This is a genomic window from Pseudomonas sp. JL23 (assembly GCF_056933585.1).
Map to the genome: position 1 here is coordinate 3681369 of NZ_CM167795.1, position 17299 is coordinate 3698667.

Sequence of the window (17299 nt, forward strand, 5' to 3'; positions counted from 1 at the left end):
GTTCATATTGGATTCTCTTTTTTGTTAGTGGAATTTCTTTTCGTTGGAGCGAGCTGTACCTCAATTTTTGCTGACAAACCCGGCTATCAGGCCATTGACCTGCTCCGCCGCTTCCATCTGCACCATATGCCCCTGGCCCGGCAGTATCTCGACCTGGGCGGCGAGCCCGCTGCTGTGGTGGGCGGGGATAATGGCGTCGCCGGCGCCCCAGATCAGTAGCGTCGGTTTCCCGGCCACCACGTCGCGCAAATCGTGTTGCTGTCGGCCTTCGGCAAATACCGTCGAGACCAGTTGCTGCAATGCCGCATCCACACCTTCCAGACGTTTGTACTTGAGCATGTCTTCGAGCATCTGCCGGTTGACCAGCTCGGGATTGGAAAACAGCTTGATCAGTTGTGGCTTGAGCGCATTGCGGTTGGCGGCATCCACAAAACCTTGCAGGTACTCGCCATTGATCTCGCGGCCCAACCCGGCGCTGCCGATCAGCGTCAGGGAACGCACCCGCTGCGGTGCCAGGCGTGCAGTGTTGAGGGACACCGCACCGCCCATGGAGTGGCCGACCAGGTGAGCCTCGGCTATATCCAGATGACCGAGCAGCGCCAGTACCACTTCGCTCAACTCCGCCAAATCGCCGCGTTGCAGTTGCTTGGCCGACTCGCCATGGCCGGGCAGATCCACGGCAATTACCCGCCGCCCGGTCGCCAGGGCTTCATGGTTGAACATCCAGTTATTCAGGTCACCGCCAAAGCCATGAATCAACAGCAACGGCACTCCGCCTTCGCCACGCTCGAAATAACGGATCAGCCGGCCATCCAGTTCGACCTTCTGCGGCTTGGGCCCGCTGTCTTCTTCAGCGCCTTCGCCGGGCACGAAACCGGCCTGGAACTGCTCGACCACCGCATCGATTTCCGCCTCGCTGGCCTCGCCCTCGACCACGATGCCAAGCAAGGCACCGACCTCCAGGGTCTCGTCCGGGCGAGCGATCTGTCGGCGCAATACCCCGGAAAACGGCGCTTCGACGCTGCTGGAGATCTTGTCGGTTTCCACATCCAGCAGGTCGTCGCCCTTGGTGACCATTTGCCCCTCTTCCTTGAGCCAGACATCGACCCGGCCTTCGGTCATGGACAGGCCCCACTTGGGCATGGTCAGCGTATGGATCTGGCTCATGCGCGGCCTCCCCACTCGATGACCTTGAGTACGGCCTGCTCGATCTTCGCTGCATCCGGGATATACAGGTCCTCCAGGGCATCGGAAAACGGCACCGGGGTATGCGGTGCGGTGACCATTTCAATGGGTGCCTTCAATGCGCCGAAGGCTTTCTGCGCGACCAGGGCCGAGATATCGGTGGCCATGGAACAACGTGGGTTGGCTTCATCGATCACCACCAGGCGCCCGGTTTTCTCGACGCTTTCCAGGATGCTGTCTTCGTCCAGCGGGCTGGTAGTGCGCAGGTCGATGACTTCACAGTCAATACCACGCCCGGCCAGGCTGCGGGCGGCGTCCATGGCGGTGTTGACCGTGCGCCCGTAGGACACCAGGGTCACGTCCTTGCCATCGCGCAAAAAATTGGCCTCGCCAAAGGGCACGGTATACAGCTCTTCCGGCACCTCGCCCTGTATGCTGTAGAGCAGTTTGTGTTCGCAGAAGATCACCGGATCGTTGTCGCGAATCGCCTGGATCAGCAGGCCCTTGGCATCATAGGGCGATGACGGGCAGACCACTTTCAGCCCCGGAATGTGGGTCCATAGTGACGTAAGCATCTGCGAGTGCTGTGCCGCCGCGCGCAGACCGGCGCCGACCATGGTGCGGATCACCAGAGGCGTAGAAGCCTTGCCGCCGAACATATAGCGAAACTTGGCGGCCTGATTGAGGATCTGGTCCAGACAGCAACCGGCGAAATCGACGAACATCAACTCGCACACCGGGCGCACGCCACAGGTGGCCGCACCCACGGCGGCGCCGACATAGCCCAGTTCAGACAAGGGCGTATCCAGCACCCGCCCGGGGAACTGGTGATACAGGCCCTTGGTCACCCCCAACACACCGCCCCAGGCATCGTTGTCACCGGGGGAGCCTTCGCCGCCGGCGACGTCTTCACCCATGATGAAAACGCTCGGATCGCGGCGCATTTCCTGGGCCAGGGCTTCGTTGATTGCCTGCTGATAACTGATTTTTCTCGCCATGATTAAGGTCTCGATTTTTGTTGTAGTAATCCGCGGGATCCAGGGGTGGGAGCGAATTCATTCGCGAATGAGGCCGTTACATTCACCAGAAATGTGGCGTCCTTTCGACCGCTTTCGCGAATGAATTCGCACAATTCGCTCCTGCCCGTTGCACTTGATTCAGGGGCTATGCCTGTTCAGGGATACGACACATACACATCCGTCAGCAGATCCGCCGCCGTCGGTTTGGGGTCTTCCTTGGCCTTGCGCACGGCGTTTTCGATCAGTTGCTCGACTTCGCTGTCGATCAGGTCCAGTTGGCTGGCCTGGACCAGCCCCGAGCGGGTGCTGCGCTCACGGAACTGCATCAGGCAGTCGCTGCGTTCGCGGAAGTTCTTCACTTCGTCCGGGGCCCGATAGGTCTGGGCGTCGCCTTCGAAGTGGCCGTAATAGCGAGTCAGCTTGACCTCAATCAGCGACGGCCCTTCCCCGGCACGGGCCCGGGCGATGGCGGCGGCCGCCGCTTCATACACGGCGAAGAAATCGAAACCATCCACCGTGACACCGGGCATGCCGAACCCGGCGGCGCGGTCGGCGATATGGTCGCAGGCCACCGACCAGTTGGACGCCGTGGCCTCGGCATAGCCGTTGTTCTCGGCGACGAAGATGCACGGCAGATTCCACACCGAGGCCATGTTCATCGACTCGAACACCGCGCCCTCGTTGGAGCCGCCGTCACCAAAGAACGCCACCGCCACGTTGTCGGTGCCCTTGAGCTTGGCCGCCAGGGCTGCACCAACCACCAGGGGCGCGCCGGCGCCGACGATGCCGTTGGCGCCGAGCATGCCTTTCTCGATATCGGCGATATGCATGGAGCCGCCCTTGCCCTGGCAGACCCCGGTTTTCTTGCCGTAGATCTCGGCCATCATTCCGTACACGTCCACGCCCTTGGCGATGCAGTGGCCGTGGCCGCGGTGGTTGGAAGCGATGCAGTCACTGGCGCTCAAGTGCGCCATGACCCCGGCCGCCGAGGCTTCTTCCCCGGCATAGAGGTGGACGAAACCGGGGATCTCGCCGGTGGCGAACTCCACATGCAGGCGCTCTTCGAAGACGCGGATAGTGCGCATCACCTGATAGGCGTGCAGCAGTTGATCAGTGGTCAGCGATGTCGACATTTTTATTCTCCGATGTTGTCTTGATTGCAAAGATCAGACGTTGAGAGGGTGCAGCGGATGTTCGCGGTCGATGGCCAGCAAATGCTGCTGCGCGGCATAGGCCAGGACCGTTTCGACGTCGATGGTCAGGGGGCCGTCGCCATCGAGGGTGACCGTGGGACGGTCATGGGGGTTGAATTCGATTTCGCGTTCGCCATCCAGGGCCAGGGTGCCCCGTTCCAGGCACAACCGATGGGCGACGCCCGGCTCCAGGCTGCCGGCGCCCAGTACGCCGCAGCCTTGCAACAGGCCCGGCGCCAGGGGCACCAGCAAGGCCTGCGGGGCTTCAGGGTCAAGGCGCATCCACGCCCCGCCCGGTGCCTGGCGCGGCACCGGGAACCACAACCCGCACAGGGCCGAAATGCCGATGGACTGGGGTTCGGCAAAGGTCACGAAGACCTCGGCCAGGTCCGCCCCGCTGCTGATGGCCCGGGCGCCGATAAAGGCCAGCGGTGAGACCGCCACATCCACCAATGCCATCTCGCAAAGACCACGGCTGGCCTCCCGTACTACCAACCGCTTGTTGCGGCGCAGGGCCAGCTCAGCCGGCACTCTCTGGCTGGCGAACAGGCCACCGGCCAGGCCGACACTGGTGGCTTCGCGCAATTGCGGGAAGGCGTTATTGGTGCCGGTGGACAGGGTCAGCAACGGGATATCGCCGACTTCGGCGGCCACCGCCTTGTGCGTGCCATCGCCGCCCAGCACGGCAATCAGACTCACCCCGCGCTCGGCCATCCAGCGTGCCGTGCGGCGGGTGTCTTCGACGGTCTGGCTCAGAGGCTGATCAAGAAATTCCAGCTGCGGCCAGTGGCGGCCCTGGCGAGCCTGGCCGTTTTTCAGCACCGCTGCCGCGATACCGGTCATGTCGGTGGGCATCAGCACCCGCTCGATACCGGTGGCACCAAAGGCTGCCAACAGACGCTGAATCACCGAGACCTTGTCGGTACTGGAAAACAGCCCGGCATTGGCAGTCAGGCGGCGCACGTCCCGACCGGAGGCAGGGTTGGCAATGATGCCGACAGTCAGAGGCTGGCGATGGGTGTGCATGGGGCAACCTTTTTATTCTTCGATTGCCAGGTGCAGAGCAAAGCCGGTGCCAACGCCGGTGAATATCGCGCAAAGTGCCGGTCCAGAGCGCTTCCTGAGCGCCAGCGAGGGCCTGAAAAAAGTGCTGGTTGAGACAGTTGATATCATCCGACAACGACTCCGGGCGAGACCCTGAGACATCCCGTCTCACCGACAGCCACCGCTTGTTTGCCTTCAGTGAACGGCGCTTAATAGCCTTACAACTAATAAGAAGATCGGAACGGAGGCCTGCAAAAATGCTTTCCGCACATTCAAAGGCGCATATCGACTGCGTCAGCCGTGTCCTGAAAAATGCTGAACACCTGCCGCAGTTGCCCGTCTCAGACGTGATTCTCGATTCCTGGCGGCGTTCCATGGAGCAACACCACCTCGATCCCGGCTCGCTGCAAGGCCCGCGGATCCTTTCGCAGAACGTGCTGCAGGAGTGCCGCGAGCGTTCCGAGCTGTTCCTGCGCATCGCCAGTGAAGAAGTGGCCCGCCTGCATGGCCGGGTCCGTGATGCTGACTACTGCGTGCTGCTCACCGACGCCCAGGGCCGGACCATCGACTATCGGGTGGAAACCAGCATCCGCAACGACTGTCGCAAGGCCGGGCTGTACCTGGGCACTTGCTGGTCCGAGGGCGAAGAAGGCACTTGCGGTGTCGCCGCCGTGCTCACCGCCAAGACCCCGATCACCGTGCATAAGCGTGACCACTTTCGCGCCGCCTTTATCGGTCTGACCTGCTCGGCCGCGCCGGTATTCGACCCTCAGGGCGAATTGCTCGGTGTGCTCGATGTCTCGGCCGTGCGTTCTCCGGACGAGCGCCGCTCGCAGCACCTGATCCGGCAGATCGTGGTCCAGAGCGCCCGGGAGATCGAGCAGGCGTTCTTCATGAGCAGCGCCCAGGGCCATTGGGTCCTGCGCGCCCACAGCAGCCAGAGCTACGTCGACAGCCGCCCCGACTACCTGCTGGCCTGGGACGATGATGGCTGCCTGCAAGCGCTCAACCCGGCGGCCCGGCAATGGTTGCTGCAACGCTTCGGCCAACTGCCGCAACACATCGGCCAGGTGTTCGATCAGCAAATACTCCATCGCGCCGCCGACCAGTCGCTGTGCCTGCTGCAAGGCCTGGACGGCAGCCCGCCCCTGCACGGCCGCCTCAGCGCGCCGCGACGAGTCAAGGCCGCCGCACCCCGGCCAGCCTTGGCGCCCAGCGAAATCGACCCACGTGTGGAAGAAAGCCTGCGCCTGGCCGTGCGGGTCAAGGATCGCAACCTGCCCGTGCTGATACAGGGCGAAACCGGCTGCGGCAAGGAAGTCTTTGCCCGTCAGCTGCATCAGGCCAGTCGTCGTGGTACTCAGCCCTTTGTGGCGGTGAATTGCGCGGCGATTCCGGAAAGCCTGATCGAAAGCGAATTGTTCGGCTATGTCGCCGGGGCCTTTACCGGTGCCTCAAACAAAGGCATGCAGGGCCTGCTGGAACAGGCCCATGGCGGCACCCTGTTTCTCGATGAAATCGGCGACATGCCCCTGGCCCTGCAAACCCGCTTGCTGCGGGTACTGTCCGAGGGCGAGGTGGCACCACTGGGGGCCTCCAGACGCAAGACCGTGGATATCCAGGTGATCTGCGCCAGTCACCGTGATCTGGAAAGCCTGGTGGCTACCGGGGAATTTCGCGAAGACCTGTTCTTTCGCCTGAATGGCGCGCGCTTTCGCCTGCCGCCGCTACGCGAACGCAGCGACCGCCTGAGCCTGCTCAACCGGATTCTCGACGAGGAAGCCAGGCACTGCGGCACCAGCGTGCAACTGGGCAGCGCGGCCCTGGAATGCCTGCTTGGCTATCGCTGGCCGGGTAATGTCCGGCAACTGCGCCAGGTCCTGCGCTACGCCTGCGCGGTGTGCGAAGACAACTTCATCCAGCTCGCCGACTTGCCCGAGGCCCTGCATGGCAGCATCGAGCAAGCGTCTGAACGAACCGACCACAGCGCCAGCCCGGAACGCCAGGCCCTGATCGACGCCCTGGTCCGCCACCGCTGGAAACCCACTGCGGCGGCCAAGGCCCTGGGCATCTCCCGGGCGACCCTGTATCGCCGGGTGCATTTGCACCAGATCGACATGCCGGGAAGAAGTCAGGGATCGTAAGGATTGCAATGAGATCCGTCATATCCCCGGCACCGCGCAGCGTCGCAGCAAACAAGCAACCGTAGCAGGCTGGGTGATAACTACTGTTTTCCCTTCAGTTGCGCCCCGGCCAGATCATCGCCGCCCTTGTCCCCCTCTTCGCCCAGCGCCTGATATTGCTTGCGCAGGGCATGCAATTGCGCCGGGTCCATGTCTTCCAGATCAAGCAAGGCCAGGTGCGCGCGCTTTGTCGTGCGCAGCAGTTCGTCGATCTTGATGTGCAGCGCGTCGTTGTCCCGGTTCTGGGTGTTCTGGATCAGGAACACCATCAGGAAGGTGATGATGGTGGTCGAGGTGTTGATCACCAGTTGCCAGGTGTCGTTGAAGTGAAATAGCGGCCCGCTGACCGCCCACCCCACAATCACGATCAGCGCCAGGGAAAAGCTCAGCGGGTGGCCGGTCCAGTTGGCGAGTTTCTGGGCGAACTGTGAGAACTTCATGACGCATTCCTCATCGTGTTTTCCAGAGGACAGTCGGCTAATTCGCAGGTTCCGGCCGTTTCTGTTACCCGGCCGTTCGTCCATTCTGCCGAAACCTTGCCTGTCAGGACGAGTCGCAATTGATAGGTCGTCACGACGGCGACCGTCTTCGCGCGTTCGCAATTCCGAGGAGCCAGGCAATGGAGCATGCAGACATTTACAAGGCTCATCCATCACGCGGCAAGCTGCCATGAGCCAGATCCGTATCGGTATCTCCGGCTGGCGTTACACGCCCTGGCGCAAGGATTTCTACCCGAAAGGCTTGCCCCAGGCCCGGGAACTGGCATTCGCCTCTCGGGCGGTCAACAGCATCGAGATCAACGGCTCGTTCTACAGCCTGCAAACCCCGGAGCGTTACGCCAACTGGCGCGATGATACGCCGGAGGGCTTCGTGTTTTCGGTGAAGGCCCCGCGCTATATCACCCATGTGCGGCGGCTCAAGGAGATCGAAGAGCCGATGGCCAACTTCTTCGCTTCCGGGCTGCTCGACCTGGGCGACAAACTGGGGCCGATTCTCTGGCAGTTTCCGCCGAGCATGAAGTTTGACGAAGAGCGCTTTGCTCATTTTCTGCAATTGCTGCCTGCCTCCTGGACCGCCGCCGCACGCTGTGCACGGCAGTGTGCCGAACGCCTCAAGCACAACCGCATTCCCCGGCCCAATGGCCGGTCGAGGCTGCGTCATGCGGTGGAAATCCGCCACGACAGCTTTCTCTGTGACGCCTTTATCAACCTCTTGCGCAAGCACAAGGTGGCGCTGGTGGTCGCCGACACGGCCGGTAAATGGCCCTATATCGAGGAGCTGACCAGTGATTTTCTCTACCTGCGCCTGCACGGCGATGCCGAGCTGTACAGCAGCGGCTACACCCCGGCGGCGCTGCAGCGCTGGGCCAAGCGTATCGAAAAATGGAGCCACGGCGGCCAGCCCGCCGATGCCCATCGCGTGATCAAACGCGCGCCCACACCGCGCAAATCCCGGGATATCTACTGCTACTTCGATAACGATCTGAAAGTGCGTGCACCTTACGATGCCCGTCGTCTGCTCGAGAGCCTTGGCCTGGACAAGGGCCTGCAAACCGAGCCAGGGGTAGCGCCAGCAATGGAGCTGTAAACATGACATTGACCGAACCCGCTGACCGAATCGAGGCCGCTGTGGCGGTACATCGCCTGACCGTGCTGACTATCAACGTGCACAAAGGCTTCACCGCGCTGAACCGGCGCTTCATCCTCCCGGAACTGCGCGATGCGGTGCGCACCATCGGTGCCGATCTGGTGTTCCTGCAGGAAATCCATGGCAGCCATCAGCACCACGCCCAGCGTCATCCTGAGTGGCCGGCCATGTCGCAGTACGAATTCCTCGCCGACAGCATGTGGCCACAGTTTGCCTATGGCCGTAACGCGGTCTATCCCCACGGTGACCACGGCAATGCCCTGCTGTCGAAATTTCCGATCCTGGCCTTCAACAATCTCGACGTGTCGATCCACGGCAACGAGCAGCGCGGCCTGTTGCATTGTCGCCTCGACGTGCCGGGTCATGACGGCGTGCATGCCATCTGCGTGCACCTGGGCTTGCGTGAAGATCACCGGCAGCAACAGGTGCGTCTGCTGCTCGATTGTCTGGAGCAGATCCCCGCCGGGGCGCCGGTGATCGTCGCCGGGGACTTCAACGACTGGCGCCTGCGTGCCGATGCGGTGCTGACCCGGGAATCCCTGATCGAGGTGTTCAGTCACGACGGCGGCGCACCGGCGCGCAGCTTCCCGGCGCGCCTGCCGTTGCTGCGCCTGGACCGAATCTACCTGCGCAACGCCACGCCGCTTTCAGCACAAGTGCTCTCCACCCGGCCCTGGTCACATCTCTCCGACCATGCGCCCCTGACTGCGCAGGTGCAAATATGAGCAACGCCTCTACCTACAACAGCTGGATCGCCGGTAACAGCGTGCAGTTGCTGATCAATGGCGAGGATTACTACCCGCGGGTCTTCGACAGTATTCGTCAGGCACGGGAGGAAGTGCTGCTGGAAACGTTCATCATTTTTGATGACAAGGTCGGCCAAGCCCTGCAACTGGCCTTGATCGAAGCGGCCCAGCGTGGCGTGCGGGTCGAGGTGGCAGTGGACGGTTACGGCACGGCCGACCTGTCCGAGAGTTTCCTTGGCGCCATGACCAACGTCGGGATCAGGATTCACTTCTTTGACCCGGCGCCGCGGCGGGTTGGTGTGCGCACCAACCTGTTCCGCCGCCTGCATCGCAAGATCGTGGTGATCGATGGCCAGCGCGCGTTTATTGGCGGGATCAACTACGGCGCTGATCATCTGACCGATTTCGGCATCATGGCCAAGCAGGACTATGCGGTGGAGGTCACCGGCCCGGTGGTGGCGCAGATTCATGCTTCAAGCCGCCGCCTGCTGGCCCAGGTACTGGATCCGCCAAGCCAGGTCCGGCCGACGATACAGCCCGTCGGCCAGGCCAGGGCAATTCTGCTGGAACGGGACAATCAGCAGCACACCAACGATATCGAAGACCAGTACCTTGAAGCCATCCGCGCCGCGCGCACACGCCTGGTGGTGGCCAACGCCTATTTCTTCCCCGGTTACCGTCTGGTCAAGGAAATGCGCAACGCCGCCCGACGTGGCGTCGAAGTGACGCTGATTCTGCAGGGGCAACCGGACCAACGCTGGGTTAGAGCCTTTTCCCGCCTGCTGTACAACCGCCTGCTGCGCGATGGCGTGACCATCCTCGAATACACCCAGCGCCCTCTGCACGGCAAAGTGGCGCTGGTGGATGACGAGTGGGCGACGGTCGGTTCGAGCAATCTCGACCCGCTGAGCCTGGCTCTCAATCTGGAAGCCAATCTGTTCATTCGCGACCGCGCCTTCAACCAGCAACTGCATGCGCATCTGACCGAGTTGGGTGAACGGCACTGCAAGCGCATCAGTCTGGAACGGATGATTCGCGGCTACTGGTGGCGAGCGCCGCTGATTTTCCTGTGTTACCACTTTATCCGGCACTTCCCGACCATCGCCGGCTGGTTTCCCGCTCACCGGCCGACGCTCAAATCGGCGCCGATTCCTGCCGAACCCACCGCTGTTCACGTCGAAACAACTGCCGACTATCAGGAGGGCAAGACCTGATGACTACCCGACCCTGGCGCAAGTGGCTCAAGCCTGCCCTTACCCTGTTTTTCCTGCTGTTGATCCCGGCGCTGCTGTACATGATGGCGCGTAATCTGGACTGGAACGAGGTCAAGCAATCGCTGCATGCCTACAGCCCGGGCACCCTGACCCTGGGCTTGGTCCTGGCACTGTGCAGCTATGGCGTATTCAGCGCCTACGACCTGGTCGGTCGCGCCTATACCGGTCACCATTTGCCCGCCCGCCAAGTGCTGCCGGTGGCCTTCGTCTGTTATGCCTTCAATCTCAACTTCACCACCTGGGTCGGCGGTGTCGCCCTGCGCTATCGCCTGTACAAGCGTCTCGGCCTGGACACCGCCACCGTCACCCGCATCATTACTCTGGGCATCATCACCAACTGGGTTGGCTACATGGCCCTGGCCGGGGCGGTGTTCGCCATGCGTCTGGTCAAGCTGCCTGAGGGCTGGGTGCTGGGAGTCACAGGGCTGCAATTGATCGGCTTTCTGCTGATTGCCCTGGCGGCGTGCTATCTGTACGCCTGCGGCTTCGCCAAGAAACGCACCTGGCACTGGCGCGAGCACGAAGTGGAATTGCCGACCCTGCGCCTGGCCCTGATCCAGGTCGGTCTGGGCGCGACTAACTGGGCGCTGATGGCGGCGCTGATTTTCTGGCTGCTGCCCCGAGAGCTGTTCTACCCGTCGATCCTCGGCATTCTGCTGATCAGCTGCATGGCCGGGGTCATTGCTCATATCCCTGCGGGCCTCGGTGTACTGGAAGCGGTATTCCTTGCCCTGCTCCACGGTCAACTCGGCCAGGGCACCCTGGTCGCCGCCCTGCTCGGCTACCGCACTCTGTACTTTCTGATTCCCCTGCTGCTGGCGGTAGCGACCTACCTGGTCCTGGAAAACCGCGCCAAGGCCATGCGCGAACACGGCAAGGCCACTCCGAGCAAGCCCTGAGCGCGATGACGGTCACGGATGACCGTTTATCCGCGCGCCTGAACCCTTTTGCACGAAATACGGCTCTCAATTTCAGGCAAGCGCAATTGCGCTGATGGTGACTGACTGACGTTGATTGAGGAGAAACGACCATGCCCAGAGGAAGCAAAGCCAAGTACACCGACAAGCAGAAAACCAAAGCCGAACACATCGAGCAAAGCTACGAAGCCAAAGGGGTGCCCACGGGTGAAGCCCAAGCTCGCGCATGGGCCACGGTGAACAAGCAGTCCGGCGGCGGCGAACGCAGCGGCGGCTCCGGGCAGCACACCAGCAGCGACAGCAAGCACAAAGCCACACAGTCTTCGGCACGCCGCGCTGCGCTGACCCGCAAGGGCGTGCCTCGCCCCGATCAGCCCCTGGAAGAACTGACCAAGACCGAACTGATGGACAAGGCGCGCAAGCAGCACATCGCCGGGCGCTCAACCATGCGCAAAGCGCAATTGATCGAAGCCCTGCACCACGCCGCATGAACGCCCTGCCCGCCGCCACTGCGGCGGGCAGTCAGCGAAAGAGCCACAGCGCCCCAAGGAGCACCCCATGAGCATCATCCAGGATCCGGACCCGGGCAATCTGCACAGGCTGCTGCACGACTTCGCCCAACGCCCCCAAGTGGACCAAGCCGATGAACGCCTCGGGCCGCTCATGCACAACCTGCAAGCGGCAAAGCTCGATCGCCTGCCCCTGCCCGGCCAGCAGACCCTGCGGCGCTGGCAGACTCTGGCGCGGGTTGCCGGCTGTGACCTGGCTCTGGCCAAGCTCTATGAGGGCCATACCGACGCTTTGGCGATTCTTGCCGAATGCGGCGCAGCCCACTTGGCCGAAGACAAAGGAATCTGGGGCGTCTGGGCCGCAGAAATGCCCGGTGCCCGCACGCTGATTCATGGCGACGGCGCACAGGTTCGCCTGAGCGGCAGCAAGGCGTGGTGCTCCGGCGCCTTGCAAATCGACCGCGCCCTGCTCACCGCCTGGGACAGCCGGGATCAGCCGCAACTGGTGGCTATCGAACTGCGTCACCCCAGCCAACAGGTCCACGGCGATAACTGGCAGGCCGTCGGCATGGCCGCGACCCAGAGCGTGGAAATCCACTTCCATGACACCCCGGCCCTGCGAGTCGGCCAGCCGGGGCAATATCTGTCGCGCCCCGGCTTCTGGCAAGGCGGTGGCGGCATCGCCGCGTGCTGGTATGGCGCCGCTCAGGCATTGGCGGACTACCTGCACCAACAGCGCCGACAACCGCGTCAGGACCCCCACGCCGACGCCCATCTCGGCGCAGTGGACGCCGCCCTCTACGGCGCCCGCGCGGCCCTGCGCGAATGCGCCGCGTGGATCGACTGCCAGCCGGATGCTGATGCCAGCCTACCCGTGCGTCGCCTGCGCGCCCATACCGAAGCGGCCGCCAATACCGTACTGGAACATGTCGGCCGGGCACTCGGCGCTGCTCCGTTTTGCCGCAATAGCCACTTCGCTCGCCTTAGCGCCGACCTGCCGGTGTTCCTGCGCCAGAGTCACGCCGAACGTGACCTCGCCAGCCTCGGCCAGCAACTGGCCCAGGCGCCACTGGGAGACTGGTCGCTATGAAAGCCGATCTGATTCAGGACAGCCGCGGTACCACCTTGAGCGAGTGGCAGCGCTCCAGCCGTCTGGCCAGTGCTCCAGGTATCAGCGTCGATGAACTCTGTCCACCGGGCCAGCGCCTGGTGCTGGTAGCGCCTCACCCGGACGATGAAATCCTTATGGCGGGCGGCCTGTTAAACGGCTTTCATGGCCGCGAGCACGAACTGCTGATCGTCTCGGTCACCGATGGCGAGTGCAGCCACCCCCATTCCAGCGACTGGAGCGAACAGCGCCTGCGCGAACATCGCCCACAGGAAAGCCGCGTCGCCCTGCAACGCCTGGGGCTTAACGTCGAAGCCATTGAATGGCTGCGCCTGGGCCTGCGTGACACGGATGTGGCCAAGGACGAACACCATCTGGTCAATAACCTCTGCCAGTTGCTGCACAGCAACGACGTGCTGATGACCACCTGGCAAGTCGATGGCCACGGCGATCACGAAGCGGTGGGCCGTGCCTGCGCTCAGGCCGCCCTGGCCAGCAATATCCAGTTGCTGGAAGTGCCGGTCTGGGCTTGGCACTGGGCGACGCCCGAAGATGAACGACTGCCCTGGCATCGGGCACGCCGTCTGGCTCTGGACGAAGACGCCCAGGCGCGTAAACGCCAGGCCATCGCCGCCCATGCCAGTCAGGTCAACGAGGATGGCGGGCGGGCCCCGGTCCTGTCCGCCGCCACCCTGGAATGTCTGCTGCAACCCTTTGAATTGGTATTCGTATGAGTGTCGACCCGCAATACTTCGCCCAACTCTATGCCACCAGTGACGACCCCTGGGCCTTTCGCAGCCGCTGGTATGAGCGACGCAAGCGCGAACTGACCCTGGCCTGCCTGCCGCGCCAACACTACCAACGGGTATTCGAGCCCGGCTGTGCCAACGGCGAACTCAGCGCCGCCCTGGCCCGACGCTGTGCCAACCTGCTCTCCCAGGACCTCGACCCAACCGCTCTGGCGCTGGCCCGTGGCCGTCTGTCTGATGCACCCCACGCTCATGTGGTGGCCGGCAGCGTGCCGGATGACTGGCCATCGGGGCTGTTCGATCTGATCGTGCTGAGCGAGTTCGGCTATTACCTTGAGCCGGTGCAATGGCGCAAGGTCATCGAACGGGCTACGGCCAGCCTCACCAACGACGGCGCCATTGTCGCCTGTCATTGGCGCCATCCCATCGAAGGTTGCCCGCAGAGCGGCGATCAGGTGCATGCCTTGCTGGACGAGCATTTGCCGCTGTTCCCCATCCTGCGCCACGAAGAAACCGACTTCCTGCTGGAATACTGGTGCCGCAAGCCCGACTCCATCGACCTGGACGAGACCTGCCCATGATCGCTGTCATCATTCCCGCCCATAACGAAGCACGGCGCCTGGGGCGCTGCCTGGCCGCCGTCAAGATCGCCGCCCGTGAGGCCGAAGCAGCCGGGCATCAGGTGGAAATCCTCGTGGTCCTTGATCGCTGCCGCGACAGCAGCGCTGCCATTGCCAGGCGCCACGGCGTGCAGACCTTGGAAATCGACGCGCAAAATGTTGGCCAGGCGCGTCGGGCCGGAGCCGCGCGGATGCTTGAACGCGGCGCCAACTGGCTGGCCTGCACCGACGCCGACAGTCGCGTACCAGCGCACTGGCTGCTCTGGCAGATCGCCTTCGGCGCCGATGCGGTGTGCGGTATCGTCCATGTGCAGCGCTGGCAGCCTTGGCAAAACTCCCGACTAAGGCGCCTGTACCGCAGCCGTTACCAGGCTCGGGATGAGCATCGGCATATCCACGGCGCCAACCTCGGCGTCTGCGCCATCGCTTACCAGCGTGTCGGCGGCTTTCAGCCATTGGCCGTTCATGAAGACGTGCAACTGATCAGCGACCTGCAAGCCAGTGGCGCCCACATCGCCTGGACAGCCGGGCATAGCGTGGCTACCGACAGCCGCAGTGACAGCCGGGCACGGGGTGGGTTTGGTGATTATTTGAAGGAATTGGCTGAGGAAAAACACGTAACTATCTGATTAAAAAATATATTTCAGAGAAGAAGGTGTGCCAGGCTGACTCAATCCGAATATCCATCGGCACTCCGCGACGCCTTCGTAGTCTGTCTCTACACTGCCCACACGCCCTATGGAGACTGCCATGATTATCGTCCACCACCTCAATAACTCCCGTTCCCAGCGCGTGCTCTGGCTGTTGGAAGAACTTGGCCTGCCCTACGAGATCAAGCGCTACGAGCGTGATCCGAAGACCAATCTGGCGCCACCGGAGCTCAAGGCCATCACGCCGTTGGGCAAATCCCCGGTGATTCAGGACGGCCCACATACCCTGCTGGAATCGGGAGCCATCCTCGATTATCTGATCCGCCGCCACGGCGACGGCCGCCTGCAGCCTGATCCGGCCACCGCCACCTATGACGAGTACGTGCAATGGCTGCACTTTGCCGAAGGCTCGGCCATGCTGCCGCTGATGCTCAACCTCTATGTCAGTCGCCTGGGCGAGGCCGGTGCGCCGCTACGGCCACGCATCGATGCGGAAGTCGCCAATTACCTGGGCTATCTGGACAGCACACTTGGCCGCAGCCCCTATCTGGTCGGTGAAGCATTCACCGCTGCGGATATCCAGATGAGCTTTATCGGCGAAATCGCCAAGGCGTTTGGCAAGCTGGGCAGTTATCCCAATGTGGCCGCCTGGGTAGAACGCTTCCAGGCACGCCCGGCCTACAAACAGGCCATTGAGCGCGGCGGCGAATACAGTTTTGCCCGTTAGTGACTGCTAGCGATCTGACAGCCGAACGTCAGGCAGTAAGGCCGTAATACCGACAGGTCGCCGAGCAATTGCTGCAAGGCGGCCGAGTCGAAGTGCTCGGTCATTGACCGGGCACAGGCCCAATCACCCTGGATCAGCCAGGTATTGGCCCGCTGCGGATCAGGGCACAGGCCATAGCCCATACAGTCAGGAATTGCGGCGAGGACCTTGAGGGTTTCTTGTAGTGCCTCGGCCAGGGCGATGCCCTGATCTGGCCGCATCTGCACAACTATCTGATGGCTGACCATGAAAAGTCGCTCTCTTGCTCGATTTTCGATGGTGCCTATTTTGCGACGGTTAGCGCATGGGTAAAACTCGCGTTTGGATGCGCCAGCCCAAGGGCGCGGCAGTCAGCACAGCCAAGGGTTGACCGGGCAGGCGCTGCGATGGCCTGACGTCTTATTCACATTGTTGCCGTCGCAGCGCCTGCCGGTTTGGCTCAGCTATGAGCGCCGATACCGCCAAACTCCAGATCCACGCGCTGACTGATTTGCTCGGCCGTCAGATCTTCCTTGTGAGTGGCCATGAACCAGACGATACCGTAGGGATCACGCAAGACTCCGCTGCGATCCCCGTAGAAATGATCGGTTGGTGCACTGATCTGCACGGCCCCTGCCTGGATCACCCTGGCGAATCGTGCGTCGACATTATCGACATACAAATGCAGCGCTATGGCACCCGCCCCTGCGCTCATCGGCGAGCCCGGCAGGCGATCGGCAACCATCAGTGACGAATCGCCAATGCGCAGTTCAGCGTGGCCGACCTTGCCTTGAGCGGTAAACACGCTAAAGGTCTGTTCGGCACAAAACGCCCTCACATAGAAATCGATGGCTTCACTGGCGTTGTCACAGGCAAGGTAGGCCGTAATACCGTGGGGCCGTTTCGGTAGGGATTTGACAGTCATTATGTGAACCTCCTGGTTGATGTGACAGGCTCGCGCACGCCCGACAATCCTCCACAGCCACTTACGATGCGCCAGCATGTTCACTAATAGGTATAGGCGGTTTCCCGGCAGATACACGATCAAGCCTTCAACTATTTCCTGACGGAACCTGCGGCAACACATGGATGCTTCAACTTCTTGAAAATCTAGCTATATATACCGCCTGCACGCCCTGCCAAACCTCTAATCTGCGCGCCGTCGTTGAGGGTTCAACGACCGGATTTGACGATCCAGGATTAGGAGCCATGCAGTCATGGCAGTTGTGTGCGGGAGATCTTCGGATCTGCCGGTTCCTATATCCCGGTTCGTCAACCCGCACACAACTGCCGCCCTTCACTTGACGATACGAGGGCGGCTTTCATTCGATATAGGAGTTCTCATGAGCTTTGGTAATACAGATGATCGCTACATCCCTCTCACCCACCCTGGCCTGGAAAACCCGATCCTGTTGCTCGACAGCCAGGCCTCCCTGCAAGACCTGCACGCCCTCGCCGATCTTCGCGTCACCCAGGCGACCCGCTGCCTCGACACCCTGGTCAAACTCAAAGACCTCGACGCGGACGAACACGACCTGACCGCCATCGCCGACACGGCCCATGCCCTGATGCTGCAAGCCTGCGATGTAAACCGGCTGATCGAGAAGCGCCTGTGGGCCAATGGCGCCATGTGACAACTAACACCTGACGCTGTCTGGTAGCAGCGAACTCGTTCGCGAAAGACCGGCACATCCAGGCACATATGCAGAG

General features: G+C 62.3%; 19 protein-coding genes. 12 read left to right on the forward strand and 7 right to left on the reverse strand.

Going from position 1 to position 17299, the window contains the following annotated elements; all coding sequences use genetic code 11:
* Positions 1-60 precede the first annotated feature (60 nt).
* The 4 genes from AC1Z24_RS17085 to AC1Z24_RS17100 all read right to left on the reverse strand — a co-directional run bounded on the left by AC1Z24_RS17085 (position 61) and on the right by AC1Z24_RS17100 (position 4423).
* Positions 61-1167 (reverse strand): acetoin dehydrogenase dihydrolipoyllysine-residue acetyltransferase subunit, encoded by a 1107-nt coding sequence (locus AC1Z24_RS17085; RefSeq protein ID WP_483741872.1) that lies wholly within the window; start codon positions 1165-1167, stop codon positions 61-63.
* On the reverse strand, positions 1164-2183 hold the full coding sequence (locus tag AC1Z24_RS17090) for an alpha-ketoacid dehydrogenase subunit beta (RefSeq protein ID WP_483741873.1): 1020 nt from the start codon (positions 2181-2183) through the stop codon (positions 1164-1166). The genes AC1Z24_RS17085 and AC1Z24_RS17090 overlap by 4 nt, the downstream gene beginning before the upstream one ends.
* Positions 2184-2359: 176 nt before the next feature.
* Positions 2360-3337 (reverse strand): thiamine pyrophosphate-dependent dehydrogenase E1 component subunit alpha, encoded by a 978-nt coding sequence (locus tag AC1Z24_RS17095; RefSeq protein ID WP_259102807.1) that lies wholly within the window; start codon positions 3335-3337, stop codon positions 2360-2362.
* A gap of 33 nt (positions 3338-3370) precedes the next feature.
* Positions 3371-4423 carry an ATP-NAD kinase family protein gene (locus AC1Z24_RS17100; RefSeq protein WP_483741874.1) on the reverse strand — a complete coding sequence of 351 codons (1053 nt, stop codon included), beginning with the start codon at positions 4421-4423 and terminating at the stop codon, positions 3371-3373.
* A 275-nt stretch (positions 4424-4698) separates the two neighbouring features.
* Here AC1Z24_RS17100 and AC1Z24_RS17105 point away from each other — a divergent pair, with 275 nt between their 5' ends.
* Positions 4699-6585, forward strand: coding sequence for a sigma-54-dependent Fis family transcriptional regulator (locus AC1Z24_RS17105; RefSeq protein WP_483741875.1), 1887 nt, complete (start codon positions 4699-4701; stop codon positions 6583-6585).
* Between the two features lie 80 nt (positions 6586-6665).
* Here AC1Z24_RS17105 and AC1Z24_RS17110 read toward each other — a convergent pair whose 3' ends face one another.
* Entirely contained in the window at positions 6666-7064 is a 399-nt protein-coding gene (locus tag AC1Z24_RS17110; protein WP_483741876.1) for a low affinity iron permease family protein, read from the reverse strand.
* 229 nt (positions 7065-7293) lie between these two features.
* Between AC1Z24_RS17110 and AC1Z24_RS17115 the strand changes: the two genes are divergently transcribed.
* The 10 genes from AC1Z24_RS17115 (at position 7294) to AC1Z24_RS17160 (ending at position 15571) form a co-directional block, all read left to right on the forward strand.
* Complete coding sequence (locus AC1Z24_RS17115; RefSeq protein ID WP_483741877.1) at positions 7294-8211, forward strand: DUF72 domain-containing protein; 918 nt, start codon at positions 7294-7296, stop codon at positions 8209-8211.
* Between the two features lie 2 nt (positions 8212-8213).
* On the forward strand, positions 8214-8996 hold the full coding sequence (locus tag AC1Z24_RS17120; protein ID WP_483741878.1) for an endonuclease/exonuclease/phosphatase family protein: 783 nt from the start codon (positions 8214-8216) through the stop codon (positions 8994-8996).
* Positions 8993-10231, forward strand: coding sequence for a cardiolipin synthase ClsB (clsB, locus tag AC1Z24_RS17125; protein WP_483741879.1), 1239 nt, complete (start codon positions 8993-8995; stop codon positions 10229-10231). The genes AC1Z24_RS17120 and clsB overlap by 4 nt, the downstream gene beginning before the upstream one ends.
* Positions 10231-11190, forward strand: a complete 960-nt coding sequence (locus AC1Z24_RS17130; protein WP_483741880.1) for a lysylphosphatidylglycerol synthase domain-containing protein — start codon at positions 10231-10233, stop codon at positions 11188-11190. Before clsB ends, AC1Z24_RS17130 begins: the two co-directional genes overlap by 1 nt.
* A 131-nt stretch (positions 11191-11321) precedes the next feature.
* Positions 11322-11699 (forward strand): Rho termination factor N-terminal domain-containing protein, encoded by a 378-nt coding sequence (locus AC1Z24_RS17135; RefSeq protein WP_483741881.1) that lies wholly within the window; start codon positions 11322-11324, stop codon positions 11697-11699.
* A gap of 67 nt (positions 11700-11766) precedes the next feature.
* Positions 11767-12807 (forward strand): acyl-CoA dehydrogenase, encoded by a 1041-nt coding sequence (locus AC1Z24_RS17140; protein WP_483741882.1) that lies wholly within the window; start codon positions 11767-11769, stop codon positions 12805-12807.
* On the forward strand, positions 12804-13559 hold the full coding sequence (locus AC1Z24_RS17145) for a PIG-L deacetylase family protein (protein WP_483741883.1): 756 nt from the start codon (positions 12804-12806) through the stop codon (positions 13557-13559). The genes AC1Z24_RS17140 and AC1Z24_RS17145 overlap by 4 nt, the downstream gene beginning before the upstream one ends.
* Positions 13556-14155 carry a class I SAM-dependent methyltransferase gene (locus tag AC1Z24_RS17150; protein WP_483741884.1) on the forward strand — a complete coding sequence of 200 codons (600 nt, stop codon included), beginning with the start codon at positions 13556-13558 and terminating at the stop codon, positions 14153-14155. Before AC1Z24_RS17145 ends, AC1Z24_RS17150 begins: the two co-directional genes overlap by 4 nt.
* Positions 14152-14823: a glycosyltransferase family 2 protein gene (locus tag AC1Z24_RS17155; protein ID WP_483741885.1), complete on the forward strand. Its 672-nt coding sequence runs from the start codon at positions 14152-14154 to the stop codon at positions 14821-14823. The genes AC1Z24_RS17150 and AC1Z24_RS17155 overlap by 4 nt, the downstream gene beginning before the upstream one ends.
* 121 nt (positions 14824-14944) lie before the next feature.
* Positions 14945-15571, forward strand: a complete 627-nt coding sequence (locus tag AC1Z24_RS17160) for a glutathione S-transferase family protein (protein ID WP_483741886.1) — start codon at positions 14945-14947, stop codon at positions 15569-15571.
* Here AC1Z24_RS17160 and AC1Z24_RS17165 read toward each other — a convergent pair.
* Together AC1Z24_RS17165 and AC1Z24_RS17170 are read right to left on the reverse strand one after the other, a co-directional pair.
* Positions 15568-15858: an antibiotic biosynthesis monooxygenase gene (locus AC1Z24_RS17165; RefSeq protein WP_483741887.1), complete on the reverse strand. Its 291-nt coding sequence runs from the start codon at positions 15856-15858 to the stop codon at positions 15568-15570. The two genes, AC1Z24_RS17160 and AC1Z24_RS17165, sit on opposite strands and share 4 nt — an antisense overlap.
* Positions 15859-16049: 191 nt before the next feature.
* Complete coding sequence (locus AC1Z24_RS17170; RefSeq protein WP_483741888.1) at positions 16050-16514, reverse strand: VOC family protein; 465 nt, start codon at positions 16512-16514, stop codon at positions 16050-16052.
* A gap of 418 nt (positions 16515-16932) precedes the next feature.
* On the opposite strand from AC1Z24_RS17170, the gene AC1Z24_RS17175 reads away from it, so the two are divergent.
* Positions 16933-17223: a hypothetical protein gene (locus AC1Z24_RS17175; protein ID WP_483741889.1), complete on the forward strand. Its 291-nt coding sequence runs from the start codon at positions 16933-16935 to the stop codon at positions 17221-17223.
* Positions 17224-17299: the final 76 nt, after the last annotated feature.

What these genes read in the sequence shown, in the direction of transcription:
- AC1Z24_RS17100 (WP_483741874.1), bottom strand. Translation starts at nt 4,423, where the DNA reads ATGCACACCCATCGCCAGCCTCTGACTGTCGGCATCATTGCCAACCCT.
- AC1Z24_RS17155 (WP_483741885.1), top strand. Translation starts at nt 14,152, where the DNA reads ATGATCGCTGTCATCATTCCCGCCCATAACGAAGCACGGCGCCTGGGG.
- AC1Z24_RS17090 (WP_483741873.1), bottom strand. Translation starts at nt 2,183, where the DNA reads ATGGCGAGAAAAATCAGTTATCAGCAGGCAATCAACGAAGCCCTGGCC.
- AC1Z24_RS17095 (WP_259102807.1), bottom strand. Translation starts at nt 3,337, where the DNA reads ATGTCGACATCGCTGACCACTGATCAACTGCTGCACGCCTATCAGGTG.
- clsB (WP_483741879.1), top strand. Translation starts at nt 8,993, where the DNA reads ATGAGCAACGCCTCTACCTACAACAGCTGGATCGCCGGTAACAGCGTG.
- AC1Z24_RS17085 (WP_483741872.1), bottom strand. Translation starts at nt 1,167, where the DNA reads ATGAGCCAGATCCATACGCTGACCATGCCCAAGTGGGGCCTGTCCATG.
- AC1Z24_RS17165 (WP_483741887.1), bottom strand. Translation starts at nt 15,858, where the DNA reads ATGGTCAGCCATCAGATAGTTGTGCAGATGCGGCCAGATCAGGGCATC.
- AC1Z24_RS17120 (WP_483741878.1), top strand. Translation starts at nt 8,214, where the DNA reads ATGACATTGACCGAACCCGCTGACCGAATCGAGGCCGCTGTGGCGGTA.
- AC1Z24_RS17115 (WP_483741877.1), top strand. Translation starts at nt 7,294, where the DNA reads ATGAGCCAGATCCGTATCGGTATCTCCGGCTGGCGTTACACGCCCTGG.
- AC1Z24_RS17135 (WP_483741881.1), top strand. Translation starts at nt 11,322, where the DNA reads ATGCCCAGAGGAAGCAAAGCCAAGTACACCGACAAGCAGAAAACCAAA.
- AC1Z24_RS17160 (WP_483741886.1), top strand. Translation starts at nt 14,945, where the DNA reads ATGATTATCGTCCACCACCTCAATAACTCCCGTTCCCAGCGCGTGCTC.
- AC1Z24_RS17105 (WP_483741875.1), top strand. Translation starts at nt 4,699, where the DNA reads ATGCTTTCCGCACATTCAAAGGCGCATATCGACTGCGTCAGCCGTGTC.
- AC1Z24_RS17140 (WP_483741882.1), top strand. Translation starts at nt 11,767, where the DNA reads ATGAGCATCATCCAGGATCCGGACCCGGGCAATCTGCACAGGCTGCTG.
- AC1Z24_RS17170 (WP_483741888.1), bottom strand. Translation starts at nt 16,514, where the DNA reads ATGACTGTCAAATCCCTACCGAAACGGCCCCACGGTATTACGGCCTAC.
- AC1Z24_RS17175 (WP_483741889.1), top strand. Translation starts at nt 16,933, where the DNA reads ATGAGCTTTGGTAATACAGATGATCGCTACATCCCTCTCACCCACCCT.
- AC1Z24_RS17130 (WP_483741880.1), top strand. Translation starts at nt 10,231, where the DNA reads ATGACTACCCGACCCTGGCGCAAGTGGCTCAAGCCTGCCCTTACCCTG.
- AC1Z24_RS17145 (WP_483741883.1), top strand. Translation starts at nt 12,804, where the DNA reads ATGAAAGCCGATCTGATTCAGGACAGCCGCGGTACCACCTTGAGCGAG.
- AC1Z24_RS17110 (WP_483741876.1), bottom strand. Translation starts at nt 7,064, where the DNA reads ATGAAGTTCTCACAGTTCGCCCAGAAACTCGCCAACTGGACCGGCCAC.
- AC1Z24_RS17150 (WP_483741884.1), top strand. Translation starts at nt 13,556, where the DNA reads ATGAGTGTCGACCCGCAATACTTCGCCCAACTCTATGCCACCAGTGAC.